The 16,631-nt window shown below is 66.4% G+C and carries 17 protein-coding genes; 13 read left to right on the forward strand and 4 right to left on the reverse strand.

All coding sequences use genetic code 11. From position 1 onward, the window contains the following. Positions 1–23: 23 nt before the first annotated feature. Complete coding sequence (locus E0497_RS18950; protein ID WP_137726355.1) at positions 24–686, forward strand: hypothetical protein; 663 nt, start codon at positions 24–26, stop codon at positions 684–686. Positions 687–710: 24 nt separating this feature from the next. Here E0497_RS18950 and E0497_RS18955 read toward each other — a convergent pair whose 3' ends face one another. Continuing rightward, on the reverse strand, positions 711–1,763 hold the full coding sequence (locus tag E0497_RS18955; RefSeq protein WP_241665976.1) for a 5-methylcytosine restriction system specificity protein McrC: 1,053 nt from the start codon (positions 1,761–1,763) through the stop codon (positions 711–713). A 46-nt stretch (positions 1,764–1,809) separates the two neighbouring features. Continuing rightward, complete coding sequence (locus E0497_RS18960) at positions 1,810–3,585, reverse strand: McrB family protein (RefSeq protein ID WP_137726357.1); 1,776 nt, start codon at positions 3,583–3,585, stop codon at positions 1,810–1,812. 189 nt (positions 3,586–3,774) lie between these two features. Here E0497_RS18960 and E0497_RS18965 point away from each other — a divergent pair, with 189 nt between their 5' ends. Then, positions 3,775–5,997 (forward strand): exonuclease domain-containing protein, encoded by a 2,223-nt coding sequence (locus E0497_RS18965; RefSeq protein ID WP_137726358.1) that lies wholly within the window; start codon positions 3,775–3,777, stop codon positions 5,995–5,997. Between the two features lie 12 nt (positions 5,998–6,009). Further along, on the forward strand, positions 6,010–6,612 hold the full coding sequence (locus tag E0497_RS18970) for a hypothetical protein (RefSeq protein WP_137726359.1): 603 nt from the start codon (positions 6,010–6,012) through the stop codon (positions 6,610–6,612). Here E0497_RS18970 and E0497_RS18975 read toward each other — a convergent pair. Next, on the reverse strand, positions 6,609–6,827 hold the full coding sequence (locus tag E0497_RS18975; protein WP_137726360.1) for a hypothetical protein: 219 nt from the start codon (positions 6,825–6,827) through the stop codon (positions 6,609–6,611). The two genes, E0497_RS18970 and E0497_RS18975, sit on opposite strands and share 4 nt — an antisense overlap. A 148-nt stretch (positions 6,828–6,975) precedes the next feature. On the opposite strand from E0497_RS18975, the gene E0497_RS18980 reads away from it, so the two are divergent. From E0497_RS18980 to E0497_RS19020, 10 genes are all read left to right on the forward strand, one after another. Beyond that, positions 6,976–7,629 carry a hypothetical protein gene (locus E0497_RS18980; RefSeq protein WP_137726361.1) on the forward strand — a complete coding sequence of 218 codons (654 nt, stop codon included), beginning with the start codon at positions 6,976–6,978 and terminating at the stop codon, positions 7,627–7,629. Then, entirely contained in the window at positions 7,626–8,162 is a 537-nt protein-coding gene (locus E0497_RS18985; RefSeq protein WP_137726362.1) for a hypothetical protein, read from the forward strand. Before E0497_RS18980 ends, E0497_RS18985 begins: the two co-directional genes overlap by 4 nt. Positions 8,163–8,239: 77 nt before the next feature. Next, entirely contained in the window at positions 8,240–9,007 is a 768-nt protein-coding gene (locus tag E0497_RS18990) for an HNH endonuclease family protein (protein ID WP_421958363.1), read from the forward strand. A 112-nt stretch (positions 9,008–9,119) separates the two neighbouring features. After that, the gene (locus E0497_RS20645) at positions 9,120–9,275 is read left to right on the forward strand and encodes a hypothetical protein (RefSeq protein WP_170313014.1); all 156 of its coding nucleotides are present in this window, start codon (positions 9,120–9,122) and stop codon (positions 9,273–9,275) included. 94 nt (positions 9,276–9,369) lie between these two features. Beyond that, entirely contained in the window at positions 9,370–10,089 is a 720-nt protein-coding gene (locus E0497_RS18995) for a competence protein CoiA family protein (RefSeq protein WP_161987453.1), read from the forward strand. Continuing rightward, complete coding sequence (locus E0497_RS19000) at positions 10,073–10,546, forward strand: hypothetical protein (protein ID WP_137726365.1); 474 nt, start codon at positions 10,073–10,075, stop codon at positions 10,544–10,546. Before E0497_RS18995 ends, E0497_RS19000 begins: the two co-directional genes overlap by 17 nt. A gap of 183 nt (positions 10,547–10,729) precedes the next feature. Then, positions 10,730–11,296 (forward strand): hypothetical protein, encoded by a 567-nt coding sequence (locus E0497_RS19005; RefSeq protein WP_137726366.1) that lies wholly within the window; start codon positions 10,730–10,732, stop codon positions 11,294–11,296. 282 nt (positions 11,297–11,578) lie between these two features. Next, positions 11,579–12,907, forward strand: coding sequence for a zinc-ribbon domain-containing protein (locus E0497_RS19010; protein ID WP_137726367.1), 1,329 nt, complete (start codon positions 11,579–11,581; stop codon positions 12,905–12,907). Positions 12,908–13,175: 268 nt separating this feature from the next. Continuing rightward, positions 13,176–13,634 carry a hypothetical protein gene (locus tag E0497_RS19015; RefSeq protein ID WP_137726368.1) on the forward strand — a complete coding sequence of 153 codons (459 nt, stop codon included), beginning with the start codon at positions 13,176–13,178 and terminating at the stop codon, positions 13,632–13,634. 684 nt (positions 13,635–14,318) lie between these two features. Then, positions 14,319–14,672 (forward strand): hypothetical protein, encoded by a 354-nt coding sequence (locus tag E0497_RS19020; RefSeq protein WP_241665977.1) that lies wholly within the window; start codon positions 14,319–14,321, stop codon positions 14,670–14,672. A gap of 781 nt (positions 14,673–15,453) precedes the next feature. Here E0497_RS19020 and E0497_RS19025 read toward each other — a convergent pair. Beyond that, complete coding sequence (locus E0497_RS19025) at positions 15,454–15,828, reverse strand: hypothetical protein (protein WP_137726369.1); 375 nt, start codon at positions 15,826–15,828, stop codon at positions 15,454–15,456. Positions 15,829–16,631 lie beyond the last annotated feature (803 nt).

The following is a 16,631-nucleotide window of genomic DNA, read 5'->3' on the forward strand; positions in this document are numbered from 1 at the left end:
CACCCCACAACAGGAAGGCGCCGATGCCGGCCCCCGACCGCACACCCGACGACACTGCCAGTGCCCGTGTCGCGGGCCTCGACGCCGAGATCGCCGCCACCCGTGCCCGCCTGACCCGCCTGCGCCGCACCGCCGCCGACGCCGCCGACCGCAGTCGCCGGCTCGCCGCCACCCACGCGGCCGCCACCTCCGAACATCGCGCGACCCCCGACGGGCTGTCCGCGTCGATGCGGGCTCTTGAACTCGCGTTGCTGCAACGCCGCCCGCCCGCCGAACTACGGCGCCTGCAACGCCAGCATGTGCAGGCCGAACTCGACGCCGCCGTCGAATACCGGGCCCGGACCGCCCGCTGGGGGCACACACCCGGCGATGGGCCGCTGCAGGCGTGCCCGATCGGTGCGGGGGAGACGTTCACCTCGTGGATCCTGCATCTCGGCATCGTCGGCACCTACCGGCACAGCGTCGACCACCCCGCCGACACGATCGCGGTCCGTCTGAGCCGGTCCCGCGACACCAACCGGGGGCGCCGCGCGAAGATCAACACCCCGGCAGCCCTGATCACCCGGGAAGGGTTGACCTTGTCGACGGTGTTCGCGGCCGCGGTCACCAACCCTGTCGAGGACACCAAACTCCGCCGCTGGCTGGGCGAGCACTACACGCCGATCGCGGCAGCCTCCGCCCGGTGAACCTGTCCGGTCCCGGTGGCGGGGTCAGTGCCGGCACCGGTCCCACTGTGCGCGGACCGCTGCGGGGCTGCCTGCGAGGTCGACGGACAGGACACGGAACCGGTGGTCTTCGATCGTGTACTCGACGTCGACAGGCTCCTGGCCTTCGGTGAGCGCGAACAACAGCACCCCCTCCACCGGCCCGCTCCCCGCCGGCCGACGTCGGGCCTGCGACGTCACGTACGCGTACAGCTGGAACAGGTAGTTGGGGCGGATTTTCGTCGTGCCGAAGCGGTTCGCTTTGAGGGCGTTGGTGAACTTCGTTTCGACGATGATCCGCCGGCCCGTCGCCCGCTCGTCGAGAACGGTGTCGGTTTCTAGTCGTGGGAGCAGGTCGAGGGCCGCACTGTCACCGGAGGCCCCCCAATCGAGGTGGGGCCGCGACACTGTCCACGCGGTGCGGTCGAGGCTGTGAGTGAAGTAGCCGTTGACCGCCTTCTCGAACAACGTGCGCAGACGCTTCTCATCCTGAGCCAGCACCGGGATCGAACGGCCACCCGACCGGTGGGTGGGTACGGCCATGTCGAGGACCAGGGTGGCCGCGTCGATGACCCGCCGGTCAGCCTGATCGTGGTGGCCGAGACGGTCCTTCGAGATTTCGGTGCGGGTCGGTGCCCGGTCGGAAACCCCCAGCCGTTGCATCCGAAACGCGGCCGCGGTGCACCGGGCCGCTAGCGACTTCGACTGGACGACGCGACCCGACCAGCGCAGCGCAGTGCACACCAGCTGGTTTCGGGGTGTGTCGATGGTGAGTTCGTCGAACCGGCAAGCGATCCGACCCCGATCCATCAACCGGTTCGTGTTGGTCCGAAGGTGGTCGATGCTGCCCCGCACCCGCGTCAACTCCGCTGCCCGCGACCGATAGTCGGGGGTGAGGTTGTTGCGCAGTCGCCGCTCCACTTCCGTGACCAGTACCTCGGCGATGACATCGACGAGGTCGGCGTCGCGGCTCCCCGACAACACCAGTTCACGTTCGTCGGTCCGTAGAACAGGCAGCAGATTCGACGCGTAGACCAACAGCAGCCACAGACTGCGCACCGGGATCCGTGTTCCCCCTTGGCCGGCGGTGATCACCGTGGCAGCCTCACCCGAGCATCGCAGCGACCGCAGCCGCCGCCGTCTCGGGGCTGTCGAACCAGTATTCGGCCAGCAGCGGGGCAATCTCGCTTTCCACGACCCCGACGAACCAGTCCCAGCCGTCGGATTCGGTGTCGGCGGGGGTGAGGTAGCTGTGCCCGACCTGGAAGGCTGGCCCGAGCGCCGGATCGGATCGGATCTGCGTGTTCAGATCGGTCACCTTCGTGCGGATACGGTCGATGAGGTCCGGGTTGTTCGGCAGCCGCTTCGACAGGAGTGTCGACCAGGCCGGTGTGAACGCCGGCTCGAGTGTTTCGAAGCAGAAACGGCGACGCAGCGCGAAGTCGACCAACGCCAGCGACCGGTCGGCGATGTTCATCGTTCCGACGATGTACAGGTTGTCCGGCAGGTGGTACTGCTCCTCGCGTGTCTTCGGATACGACAGGACGAGAGCATCTTTCGGGGAGCGTTTCGTACTCTCGAGCAGCGTCAGCATCTCACCGAACACCTGCGCCGGGTTCCCGCGGTTGATTTCCTCGATCACGAGTACGTGGGGGATGTCCGGCTGCGCGCGGGCCTGTTCGGCATGCTGCAGCAGCGGCCCATCCGCGAGCACCAGCTGTCCGGCACCCTGTTCGGTGCCGTCATCGCGATTGCTTGCGGTCGGCCGCCATCCGCGCACGACATCCTCGTACGAGCTGTTCGGATGGAATTGCACGGACCGGACCGCTTCGGGCAGCTCGGATCCGATCAGCGCGTAGGCCAGGCGTTTCGCCAGCCAGGTCTTCCCGGTGCCAGGGGCGCCCTGCAACACCAGGTTCTTCTTCCCCTCCCACCGTTTGAGGATCTGCTGCAGGCGGCCCCGATCGTGGAATGCGCCGTCGTCGATGATGTCGGCCACCGAGTAGGGGCGTGACGGGGGAGTCTCCTCCTCGTCGTCGTCCGGCAGATCAACCGGGTCCGGTGTCGCGGCGGCCGGTGACGGCTTGGGTTTCCGCCACCGCGCCTTCCACGGATCCCGGTAGTAGTCGACGGGGCCACCATGTTTGTCCTGCACGTCCGTGTCGATCGCGCAGAGGTCGGCGTCGACGTCATCGGTGGCGCCGCCGGGAAGATGGTCCGCCGCCAACGCATCCCGCAGAATCCGTTTCTGGTCGACGTTGACGATCGGCATGAAATAGCGGGGATGGAACAGGTACAGCAGCGCCTGCCGTTGCGCCGGCTCTCGATGCCCGGGCGAGTCCATGACCAGCTGCTTCATCACCGCAGGGTCTGCGGCCGCGGCCTGCCGCAGACCCGCGTCCTGGGCTTTGAAGTATTCGGTGAACTCCACGAGCAGCGACAACTGCGCCCATCCGCGTTGGCTCGCCGCCTGCCCACCGTGAAAGACACCGCGCGCGAACGCGTCCACGACCACCGGTGGGATCTGCACCGGCGACTGCATCCCGGCGAGGACGCCCTGCACGTAGCCGAGCTTGGTGTCCTGCCGAAAGTTGGTCAGCGGGACAAGGTTGAGCACATAGATCTCGGCGAACAGCTGCCGAGCCCCATCCGAGACACCCGCCAGCTGCGAGACCAGCTTGTCCGCGAACTTCCCCGTCGATGCGTCGGGCTGCGCCACGTACGCGCGATGAAGTTCCTCGAGGTTCTGCTGTGTCCACACACCGCGGTCTGGGGTGAACAGTGAACCGTCGGCCAGCAGACACTGTTCGAGGATCTGGGCGGCGATGGTCTCGACAGCGACGGAAGCGTCCCTGGCCAGAGTCGGTGCGATACGCGGCATGCCCGGATTATCCCCACCACCAGAGGATTCGCTACACCCTCACGACCCGGACCGTGCCGCCACGCGAACCAGGTGTGACCGGAACCGCACGCGTTACCGTCTGTGCCATCGGAGAAGGCACAACACACCCGCCCGACCCCGGCCCCGCACCCTGCGTGCCGGCTGGGTTGGCGGGCAGGGAGACGACACGTGTGTATCGGGGCGAACGAGCCAGGTGGTCCGCGACGCTGCTCCGCGGACGCCGCGTCACGCAGCGCCCGCACCGGCGCCGCCGCAACCAGGGCTGCCGCCTACGCCGACGCCCTGTCCGTCGAATGCGCTTTCGACGAGGCTCACCTGAACCTGCTCGAGCTGCAACGCAAAGCCGTCATGGGTGAACCCCTGACCGATGAGGAGCAGGCCATGCTGCGTGCCGGCGCCACCACAACCGAACCGGCGGCACCCGGCAGTGAGGCCGACTACCAGGAGTACGCCCAACAGCTACGTGACCTCGGTATCGAGCCCAGCTCGTACAGCGACTATCTCGCCACCGAACACGCTGCCGCCCAGTCGTATCAGGAATGGGTCGACCAGGAATCCTCCGACAGGCAGCGTCGCGCGGATGCCGCCGAAGAACAGTCGTTCCACGAATGGCAAGCCGACACCGCCTCCGGCTACTACCTGCGCATGGAACGCGCCGACGCCGTCGATGATGCCCGCGCACACGCCGCCACACTCGACCTCGACGAGGCCCGCAGCACCCTCGACGGTCGCGTGAACTCGCCCGAACACCAGCAGCTGATCGCAGCCCGCGACACAGCCCACGCAGCCGAAGCCGCCGCCGAACAGCAGTGGGATGCGGTCAAGGACAGCGGTGCCGTCGACGCAATCTCCGCCGCCCACGACCGGCTCTACAGCGCCTACTGCGACCGACTCATCGCAGACGACGACCTCGGCGCCTACGCCAACGAGTCCGCCCAGTACGCGGCCCGCGTCGGGGAACTCTCCCCACAACCAACCTACGGCGGGGACCGGATCGGGGAGTGCGTGCACCTCGGCGCCCCGCCGGCCGGTAGCGAAGCCGCACTGGCCCTCCGACAGCAAGGGATCCACGGCAGCCACATCGGGGCCGCCGCCGGCATCGCAGACCCCGACAGCCCGCACACCACCACCAGCGCGAAACTGTCCACCATCGGGGCGATCACCGACGACGACATCGCGGCCGCCGAACGCGCCCACACCCGACACACCGGCCGCGCCGGGCGGGCTGCAGCCTGGGAGCAGGCGACCGCCGCCGACTACACGGCCGCCAACCCCGACGTGACCGTGCAGGCCGCACCCGGGGTGTGGCAGCACCCCGACCGGCCCTGGCAAACCACCGAAATCACTGCTGTCACCAGTAGCGATGGCATGTCCCCTGACGGGGTGCTGCTCGTGAAAACCGCGACCGCCACCGACGGCTACGGCGACGATGTCCCACCCCACGTGCGCGCCGAAGCCGCCAACGCCCTCGACGCCACCGGCCTACGCCACGCCGACGTCGCCGTCCGCATCGACGACACCACCTACCGCCAGTACCGCATCCACCGCGACGAACCCCTGACCGGTCTCCGTGAACCCGCGACCATGCCCGAACTGCGCAACAAACTCGACGGCCGCTGGCAGACCTGGCAGACCGAGAAAACCAACCCACCCCAGAAGGGCCTGAACAGCGGCACCTTCGCATGGACAGCGAACCCGCGATCCGAGTCCGGTCACGCCAAGAACCAGGCCGCCGCCGCTGAACTCGCCGCCTACCGCGGCATCAGCACCACCCAAGCCCACGACATGATCTCCGCCCAGATCGCTGCCGGCACACCCGCAGACACCGCCATCCGCGGCCTGTACAAGTCCTACAACCCGGCCGCCGACCGGCGCCGCCGCTTCGTCGTCTGCGACATCGAAACGAACTCCCTGTCCGCCGGCCGCGGCGAGATCATCCAAACCGGTGCCGTCGTGATGAACGGCCGCGGAGACATCTCCGAACGCATCGACGAACTCCACGGCATCGACCCCCGCGCCGCCCGCACCATCGGCACCGGCGCCGAACACATCCACAACATCCGCTACGACCAGATCCACGGCCGCCGCACCTTCGCGAACTCCCAATCCCGCACCCGACTGAACGAACTCCTCACCGACCCGAACACCACCTTCGTCGCCCACAACGCCGCATTCGAACGCAGCTTCCTCGCCGCGAACGGAGTCGCCGCCGACCGCGTCATCGACACCATGCTGCTGTCACGCCGCTTCGACCACACCAGCCGCGGCGCCCGCCTCGCCGACTTCACCGCATCCCACGGCGTCGAATACCGCGACGCCCACAACGCCTACAAAGATGCCCACATGACCGCCAGAGCCCTCCTCGGATTCTGGCGTGACCAGCACAAATAAGTCAGGAGAGCCATGACCGACACCCACAACCCTCACACCGGCCCCACCCGGTCGCCGGCACGCGCCATCGGCCGCAACGCCATCGCACCCCTCACCCGGTTGGCGTTGGCCACCGCACTGCTGACGCTGCTGTTCCAACTCGGCCGCGACGACACCCTGCTCAACGCGGCAGGTGGGGGAGCGGCCTCCGCCACCCGAAACCTTCTCACCTCCGCGCACGACTTCGCGGCCGCTGTCGGCTCCAGTACCCAGGCCGCCGACATGACCGGCATGGTCGCCTTCCTGATCGTCATCGCCGCAGCCATCCCGGCCAGCTTCCTGGCCCTGCGAGCCCCGCAGCAGGAACGGTGGCAGCGGGCCGTCACCCTCCTCGGCAACACCACTCGACCGGTGCTGCGCTGGTATCTCGCCTTCACCATCGCCGCCGCGATCATCACCGGGCAGGCCGGCACCCACCCCGCCGTCCTCTCCGTCGACGGCGCCATCAGCGTCACCATCTACACGCTGATCCTCGCTGTGCTCGCCTACCCCGACCAGGCTGTGAACGTGTCCAAGGCAGTCGCAGTCAGCATCAGTCGCCGCAGCCAGCACCGGCGGCCGACACCGGCCGCCTAGACCATCGGGGGACCGAACTCCGCAGCCACCTCGGGGGCGTCGACCTCGAGCACGTTGTAGGCCACACGCACCATCGCCTTCACCTGCTCCGGGTACGGCGCCCCCGACTGCTCACACGCCTGCGCTGACACTAGCGCAGCCCCCAACATCAGTCCGTCATCGCCGGACACGAACGACTGCGCCTGAAACAGATAACTCGATACGGGAATCGGCATACCTGCCACGGTAGAACCCGCCCCCGCCAGCACGCGGAAACACCACACGGCACCCAGAACACCGGAAACGGCAGCGATACCGTCACGCCCGACCCCCATCAAGGGAAGGACGATCATGCCGAAAACCCGTGCCACTGGGACCGCCACCATGACGGAACCGCTGGACTGGTGGGCCGACACTGCAGTCGCAGCCGCCAGCGTTGCCGCCCGCCGAACCTCGAACCGGCCCGGCTACCCGACCATCGCCCACGCCGAACGCATCCGACACGGCCACACCAGCATCCAGAACCGCAGCATCAACACCACGGTCACACCAGTCCTCGCCGTCACCACCGACGACCTCGACCACCACACCGGCGCCGCTGCCGGCCAATGGCTCACCGTCCACGCCCTGTCCTGGGGGCAGTACCCGGCCAGGCAACGCACCCCCGGCTACACCACCCCGACCGTTCTGTTGATCCTCGCAGCGATCTGCGCATCCACCGCTGTCAGCGGCGGCGTCGACAGCAGCTCCCGGCTGACCGCCCTCGTCGCAGCCGTCATGCTCGCCCCCGCCGGAGCATGGCTCCTGCACTACCGGCGCCGCCGCTTCCAAGACCGACTCTGGGCCGCAGACAGCGAAGCGACCACCGCGGCCGGCCTGGCCGCCGCCGAAACGATCCTCACCGCCACCGCACCCGAGCTGTACAAGACCGCCGTGCACACCTGGATCGGAAACCGCCGCACCACCACTCCCGCCGGCCGGCTCCGCCGACTACACGCCCACGCCGACGGAACCCACCCCCGCCTGGTGAAGCCGTGACCGGCCGGCCGCTGATCCTCCTCGACATCGACGGTGTCTGCTCCCCGATGTGCCCAGCCGACCAACTCGACACCACGTGGACATCATGGCGACGCGCCACCTGCGGATGGAACAAAGGCTGGGTGCCGGCTGCGCTCGGCCCAACCCTTACCGCGCTCACCATGCACACCGACATCTGGTGGTGCAGCGGGTGGGAGAGCGAAGCCCACCGCTACGGAACGGAACTCGGCGTCCCACACTGGCCGTACATCCCCATCCTCAACAGCCCCGACGCCGACATGTTCAAACTCCCCTCCGTGATCGCGCAAGTAGGGGAGCGGCCCGTCTGGTGGTTCGACGACGAACACAACCCGGCCAGCACACAATGGGCGGCGCACCGCACCGCTACCGGGATCCCGACCGTTGCCGCCAACATCGACAGCCGCCGTGGATTACACCCCGAAAACCTGGCCGCAGCAGCCAACTGGGCGTATCGGATCAGCCAAGAACCTCACCGACGACATCCGAACCGCGCACCCGCCGCCGGCAACTGATTCCGCACCCACACCACGCGTCAGGGATGATTCACCCATCGGAGTTCACTACCACCAGAGAGACACCAATGCGCCCAATGTTCCGCCGAACCGCCACCGCCATCGCCGCATCCACCGCGCTCCTCACCGGATGCACCAGCATCCCCAGCGACGGCACCGTCACGGTGACGAACGACGCAATCACCCCCGCCGCAGCCACCGCACCGGCGTGGGATCTGACCGCCACCGAAGTCACCCAGACGATGGCACTGCTCAACTCGCTCCCGGTCAAGGGGCGAGCACCCAAAACCGGATACTCGCGCGACCAGTTCGGGCCCGCCTGGACCGACAACGTCGACGTCCAATTTGGAAATAATTCATGCGACACCCGAAACGATATTCTTAAAAGGGATTTGTCGAACATTACCTTCAAGGACAGTAAGCGGTGCGTCGTGCAGAAGGGTACCCTAGTCGACGACCCCTACACGGGCAAGACCATCAACTTCGTTCGCGGCAAGAACACCTCCTCCGCAATTCAAATCGAGCATATTGTTTCCCTTTCAAACTCGTGGCAGACCGGCGCTCAGCAATTGAGCGAACGCCAACGCCGCAACTTCGCCAATGACCCCCGAAACCTCATCGCTGTCGACGGCCCCGCGAACATGGCCAAGGGAGACGGCGACGCCGCCACCTGGCTCCCCGCGAACAAGTCCTACCGCTGCACCTACGTGTCGGCGCAAGTCCAGGTCAAGGCTGCCTACAACCTGTGGGTCACCCGGGCAGAGAAGGACGCCATCGCCCGTGTACTCGACACCTGCACCAACAGTCAGGTGTCAGGTTCGGCCACCGGATCGCTCGGCCGATAGACGCCAGACGCCATAGAAAAATGGTCCCGCCCTCTGCTTGAATGCGAAGGGCGGGGCCATTTCAGCACCACCCGGAACGTAAACTGCGCGAGCAGGGAAGGAGACGACACGCATGCACGACTACGACGCACCAATGACGCAGGAACGCCGAGAAGCATGGTGGCGGACGTTCGGATGGCGCCCAGACCTGCCGGACGCCGAGCGGCAGGCAATCGAGCAATACTGGGCTGACCACGAAATCCAAGAAGCCGAAGCCCTTGGATTCTGACCAGATAGGTTCACAGTGCATGGCTCACGTAGATGGCGAACCAGCGCACACGTTCCTTGACGGTGAGACCCGGCAAGTCTGGGCACGCGATCGGGTGACCGGGGAACCGGTGTTCATCGACAACGGAACCGCAGCCGCCGTCCGTGATCTGGCAAGAACGTCCTGGTCATGCCTCGTCCCCGGATGCGCCACTCCGATCTCCACCCGCGGAGGAAGCAAACGCGACCATTTCTTCCACCTCGGCAACTACCACCATGCCGCCACCCCCGAGAGCCAGAACCATCTGGCAGCGAAGGCGATGCTCGCGCAATGGGCCGCCGGCCAGACAGTCGACCGCGCGGTTGTGGTCGAGGAACATGCGGTGAAGAACCGGGACACCAACCTAGACCGCCGCCCGGACGTCCTCGTCACCCGAAACTCCGACAGCCACCGGTTGGCACTCGAAGTCGAGTACAAGCAGTTCCCGGTGGAATCGTGGCAACGCAAACAGCAGGACTTCGATGACGAGGGGATCGCGTGCACGTGGCTGCTTGGGCACACTCGGATCCGGCCGGTCTCGCGCAGCGACGACGCCGACGACACGAGGGGAGTCACCGTCCCGCTGCTGGCCAAGAGAATCGCAGCCGTCCACCGACATGTGCTGGTGGTCAACCCGGTCACCCGCGAAATCGGCACACTGGCCGGCGACCCTGACCTGACCACCCCGATCGGCCGCTACGGCACAGTCACCTATCTGGGCGTGGACAGCCTCGCAGCGTGCAGTCTGCACCCCGTCCGTGGAGTGGGTCACCCCCACGATGCTGCGCATCGATGACGCGGTCGAAGAACGTGAACGTGACGACGCAGCTGCTCGGGCACGGGAGTTGGAAGCGCAGCAGCAGGCTGTCCTCGCTGAACAGCGGTGGCGCGAAAAGATCGAACAGATCCAGGACCGCTACAACCGGATGTGGGATGCCTCGGTGCTGCGGGAGATCACCGATGAACGGTGGACGGAGATTCCGAGCGTGCTCTCTGCCCCAGGCAGCTACCCGCACGGCATTCACGCGGCCCCAGTGCACTGGCATCTCGCGTTGTACGAGAGCCTGATCCACCACAACGTGCCTGGATACACGTTCACCGTCAACGATTGCTGGGTGGCCCTCTTGCAGCAGGGCATTCGCACGAACCAGGATCCGGCGAAACGGTTCAGGTCCCTGATCGAGTTCCTTGAAGCCCTGCAGCGGGCCAGACTCCTCGAGCGGGCCGCCAAGTACCAGTGGTGTGTCCTCTAGGACGTTGATGCACTAACCGGATACCGGTATCAGCGGGTGGCACACTGACTCCGTGACAGCGTTCGTAGTGGTCATACGGTTGGAGTCTGTGCTTTTCGGCGCGTCCACAGTTGCACGGCAGCCCCGGCCAGTGCGCCGATCGCGCCGCCGACCGTCATCGCGAGTGGAGCAGCAGCTGATGCGGTGGCCGCAGCCCTGCCCGCCGCCGGTGTCGGCGCGCTGATCGGCGGCCACGTCGGCGGCAACATCGGCCTCGGACTCGGAGGCGTTGTGTCCGTGCCGCTTCCCCCGCCGCTGCCGGTCGGTGTCGTCGTTCCCACGACCGTCGCCGGCACCGCGATCGGTGCTGCCATCGCTGCCGCCGTCGCCGGCGGTATCGGCGGTGCGGCCGCCGGTGCTGCGGTCGGTGCAGGTGACACCCTCGCCGAACCGCGTGTGATCGACATCCCGGATCTGCCGGAGCACGACCTCGACGGCATCACCAACCAGGTGTCCGAGCAGATCGCTGCGGCTCCGGAGCCGGTCGCGCAGGCGGTCACGGCCACGGTCGAGGCTGCCCCGCAGTTCGTTGAGGACGTCACCAATCAGGCTGTCGCCGCGCGTGAGGTTGTCCTCGCTCAGCCCGGTGGTGACCAGGTGATCTCCGCCCTCGACGCCGCCGCGGCCGAAGCGCAGCTGGCGTTCGGTCCGACGGCCGAGTGGATCGGTGAAGCACTCGGTGCCGCGCAGTCGGGTGTCACGGAGGCCTGACCGCTCAGACGAGGCGCCCCGCAACGGATTACACCGTTGCGGGGCGCCTCGTTGTTCCGTGCCCGCTACGAGCACGATGCGGTCATGGGGTCAGAGTGTCGATGTCCAACAATCGAGCGCTTCTCGGGCGGCGTCGTGTGGGTTCGTGAGGTCGACCGTGACCGCCGCTTCGGTAGAGAACGACGGTGCTGGATACCGCTCGCGAGTCGTCGTGATTCGAGGCGCCCACGGACCGTGTTGATAGAACTGAGCAGCGAGATAGCGACAAGGAGCTAGAGGCAAATGCGTTTCAAGGATGGGCACCCAGAGTTGTGGCACCAGCTACATCCGACCCGCAATGCCGGGGTTGATCTTGAGGCGGTCACGAACTCGTCACTTGAGATGCTGTGGTGGCTGTGCCCGGCCGGTCACGAGTGGCTAGATTCACCGCTACGTCGGAGCGCGGACGCAGTGTGGAAGCAGGGGGATGTCAACGCCTGCCTGTACTGCGTCGCGCCTGGGTGCATCGTGTACAGCTGCGGTCACCGCCAGCATCGACCCACAGAGGGTTTCCGGGTGCTCCCGGACCTGTGTCGCAAGTGCGAGGTCAAAGAGCACACACGCCTCATCCTCGACGCGCACGACGATTCGGCTGCTACCGCGCTCCGGATCCTTGATGAGAGTCCGCTCTACGCCCTCTTCTGCACCAAGGCAGCTGACACCGTCGAGTGGTGGGACGAGCTTTTTCCCCTTGTGGAGGCGTACTTCGTGCGGATGGTCAGCCTGTACGTCGCCATTCAGGCCGTCGAGCACCGTTCCTCGCTGAGCTACCCGACTTCGAGTCTGCTCGGCGCGTGCATGATGCGCATCCTCGACGCACTACCGCACAGCTGCCACGAGGAGATGCGCGCGGCCGTGCCGGAAGATGCTGGCTTCTTTCGTACCGGCTATCTTCCGGGCCACTATGCTCTCGATCTCGATATTGGTTGGGCGCTCAAGAAACTCGGCTTCGACATACCCGACGCGGACCTGGACGACGATATCGAGCGACGCCTGCAATTCTGCGAGCAACAACGCTTCACCGCGACCGGCGAGCGACCCCCGGTCAACCTCGCAGACAGGTACTATCCCGCCTTCGCTCACCTTCCCCGAGACCGCGAAAAGGGGGCCTTGTCCGAGCTGCAGGGATTCAGGCTGAAGAAGCCCTTGTCGCGTATCACGGCCCTACGAGTGACCCTCGGCGAATCCGCTCCCGCCGAGCCCCACGATCCTCTGGGCCGGACACACGTCGGTTACGCCCGCGATCTCACGCCGCAGGAACTGTGGGAGCGCGGCCGCGGAGTGTGGAAGCTCCGTGCCGATCACGTCGCCGCTTCGACGATCGTCCTCATCGTGCACGACAGAACAGTCGTGCTGGTGGCATCGATCACTGGGCTGACGCTGCACAGAGGTGGTCTGGCCATTCTCGGGGAGCCCCTGATCGAGCACCCACTTATCGGTGAGCCTGACCCGCTGCATACACCGAACCCCCTTGCGTATGGCGTCATCGATGGTGGTCGCGGCAGCAAGCCTCCCCGCGACTTCGGTCCGGCACGGTTCTCGGCGATCCCAGTGCAACGAACTGGGCCATAGGGCTGATGCTGTCCCTACTCGCCATTCATGACGACACCATTGGAGATTTGAATTTCTCCTGGCCGTTCACGGCCCGGAGAAATCACGTCCGAGAACCGATCGCTGCGGTAGCTTCCGCGAGTTCACGGCGGCCGACGGCAGGTGATGGTGCCGGTTGGCGACCGCTGCCACCGCTGCACCCACTGTCCGTTCTGTCGGGCTTCCGTCGATAGGATCGATCACCGGTGGATGCGTGTCAGGGGCGTGTCTCCGCCAGGACGCGAGGGGCGTGAACGTGCAGGTGGGGGAGTCGGCGGACAGCAAGGGTATGTGGAGCGAACGGAGCGCGCAGATCGCGATGATGTGCGCGGGACTGGTAATCGTTGTGCCCGCGGTGTTGCTGATCGTGGGCCTCGTGGTCACCACCGACCGGACCAGCACCACCGGACGAGTCGAGAACTGTGAAGTGCTCGACATCCGGAAACCGGGATTGTTCCGCGCCAAGGAACTCGCGAAGGTTGCCACGAGCTGCGGGATCCTGCACACCGATCGGAAGGGGTCGATCATCGACAGCCTCACCATCGGCGACGTCTACGACTTCGACCTGCGCATCAACATCGTCGACAAGGCCACCACCAGGATCATCGCCCGCTCCACACCGCGGCCGACCCCAGCCGATCGGCAACAGCAGAGCGAACAGGGACTGCAGGAACTTCAGCAGCAGGGGCAGGAGGTGTTCCCGCGGTGATGAAGAAAGCATCAAGATGGGTCCGCCAGCACCCGTTCTTCACCTGGACGAGCTTCCTCATAGCGGTTCTGTGCATCTTCGGAGTCTTCGCCGCGAACGCGCCCGAGCAGCCGGGCACTCGGACCGGGTGCACCGTCAACGCGATCAACGAACCACCGTCACCGAGGCGGCCCACACTGGTGAAAACCACCTGCGGCGGCCTGCGGTCACCGGACCGGGCCGTCACCGACAGCCTGCAGATCGGCGAGGTCTACGACTTCGACGTCATCGACCGCACCTAGTCGGATTGACGGCAACCCTCATTACTGCGGCCCGACCGGCCCGGTAGCCGCACCGGCCCCTTCTCCCTGCCGGTTCACCTTCGTTTCCTAGATAATCCGTATTATCTAGCAAATATCGGGGGCTCCCCGTCGGATCCGGCGCAAGGTCGAGGACCTCGAGGATCGCAATACTCGCCGAGTCGTCCGAGTTCGCTCAAACCTCACCCGTGCGCTCGCCGAATGTGTCGGGTTGATGGAGAAGATGACGGCCCGATGGACGTAGCTTCCCGGTCTGGCCGGTCTGGCCGGGTTGACCGAGCTCGGCGGATGCCCGGTCGCGCCGAAGATGTACACCCCGCCGAAGATGTACACCCCGCCGAAGATGTACACCCCGCCGAAGATGAACTGAGAGAAGGGTCGCACCATGAGCCTCTACATCGTCGGATACCTCGGCCGGGACCAGTGGCTGGCCTACGAGGACACCGAGGCGGCACGGATCTACGCGTACGTGCCGAACCTGGGTCGTTTCGTGTTCCACCAGTCTCTGGGTCAGGACTTCTACTGGGACCGTGAACTCGACTGGACCCCGGTCGACGCGCAGACCGCCTGCCCGATCACCGCCGCCGGTGTCCTCGGGAAGCTCGATGGCCGCCGGCACGATGATCTGCTGGCGGAGCTGACCGCGGAGCCGGACCGGCGCACGCTCGCCGAGGTGTTCGGTGCGCGGTCGGTCACCGACCGGACCCCGAATGCGTCGGCATCGGCGTCTGTCGACTGAGCCATGTCGCTGTGCCGGCAACGGGTCGACGACCGCGGACAACACAGCCTTCCGCGCCACCTACCCCCGAACTGTCGACCGGTCGCCGGGACAACCCGATCACGACCCTCCGCGGGAACACCTGCCAGGAGATCAGTACGGGCAAGACCCAACCGGCATCATCGCCCGCGACGTCGGTCTGCGCGCCGAAACCAGGGTCTCTCCCCCACCGCCGCTCAGTCGCAGGCGATCTACGATCTGGTCGCCGAGTGCTGCCCAAGCTGGGTATGTCTCCGAACAGGGATGTTCCGGCTCGTGCACCATCCTGATGGACGTAACCCCGAGCAGGTATGAGGACACCTCTCCGCGCTCGGGCGAGCCAGTCGAAGACGTCCTCGATGGTGCGCTGATCCGTCTCGGCGGCCAGTTCGGCCAGGAGCCAGTCGTGGCGTGAGTCGTCGAGCGCACCAATGGTGTCGGCGGAGATGGTCGTGCGGGCGGTGTGCTCGTCGACGACGGTCCACTCGAGTCCGCGGTCCCGGTGGAAGTCCTGCCCGGGGGCTTGGGGAAGACGAACCGGCCGAGGTTCACGACGTAGGCGTAGACGTCCGGATCCTCACTGTCGGTCCGCCGCGTGGCGCTGGGGCGAACCTCGGAACGAGAGAAGGCGCCGCCCCCGTGTCTCCACAGGGGCGGCGCCTTCGTGTTCTCTCCAGCGGATTCCGGCTGACAGCCGAGGATTCCACGGACAGTGTCCCAGACGGCTATCCGCGTATCCGGGTAACGGTCCGCTGCCGTGGTGTCACCACCGCGAGATCGCGTAGAAGGGCTGGCTGTAGATGTTGGTGTCCCGCACCGCAAACCCGACCTGTCCACCGGGGTGTGACGCCGCTTCCTCGACGAGCTGGTGACCGGTGGCCGGGGTCCAGTCGCCGGTGTACCAGATCGATTCGTACGGCAGATCGACCACCCAGTTGTCCCCGTACACCAGGTTGATCAGGTCACCAGCGCGCACCTGCGCCGCCAGAACCGTCTCGTCGTGGTTCAGGACGACCCCGGACCACCCCGGTCCGCCGAGCGTTTCGAGAGCACTCGCGGTACCGGCCCCGGCCGTGGCGATCGTCCCGGCAGCCGCCAGTCCGGCGACGGTGACGGACGCAGCGCGTTTGATATTCATGGAACGGATTTCCCCTCCGCGTGTCCTCGTTTCCCGCACACCCCGACACGGCCATCTCCCCGGCCGCTGTGATGGACACGCCGTGTCACCATAGCAACCAAGTTGATCTTGATAATCGGCCACAGGAGTGGGCGGCCGGGCCACCTTCCGAATGCTCCTGCGTCGACTCGAAGAGACGCCTGGGCCTCGAACGTGGTCCCCTGCATCGACATCACTGTCGTCGACGGCGCACTGGTCTTCGGCAACGCCGGCGCCCGCCACCGACCTGCCCGCCTACGCCAACCCCGTTCGGGGGCCCGCACGCGGCCCGCGCGATCTAGTCATGCAGAGGCTCGCGCAGGCGCACCGAATGCCGTTCTCCCCCACTGCCTCTCAGGCACAAGCGATCTGCGACCTGACTGTCGGCCGCTGTCCGAGCTGAGTTCATCTTTCCTCGAGGCAGGCGTGCTCCGGATGTCCGGAGGAACATCCGGAGCGCACCCCGGGTGCCCGGGTTGATCGATCGTGGGGCCGTGCCGGCCATCGGCCCTGCCGCGGTGGCCAGGGTGTACGCGAAGGTGAAGTGTGGCCGCGGGGCCCGTCCGATCCGGTCGCAGTGGAGTGAACCGGCCCGAGGGGGGCGTGTTGCGAGTCACATGATTGCCGGTTTGGTCCGTTTCCGAGTGTGCGTTAATTTGAGACTAGGGCGTGTCTGTTAATTGCGGACACGGTGGTGGATGAGTAGCGCCGCAAGGAGTACGCCACCGAGGTAGGTGGTGGCGTACTTGTCGTAGCGTGTCGCGATGCCGCGCCACTGTTTGAGG

It is taken from the genome of Prescottella subtropica, from assembly GCF_005434945.1.
GTDB classification, from domain to species: domain Bacteria; phylum Actinomycetota; class Actinomycetes; order Mycobacteriales; family Mycobacteriaceae; genus Prescottella; species Prescottella subtropica.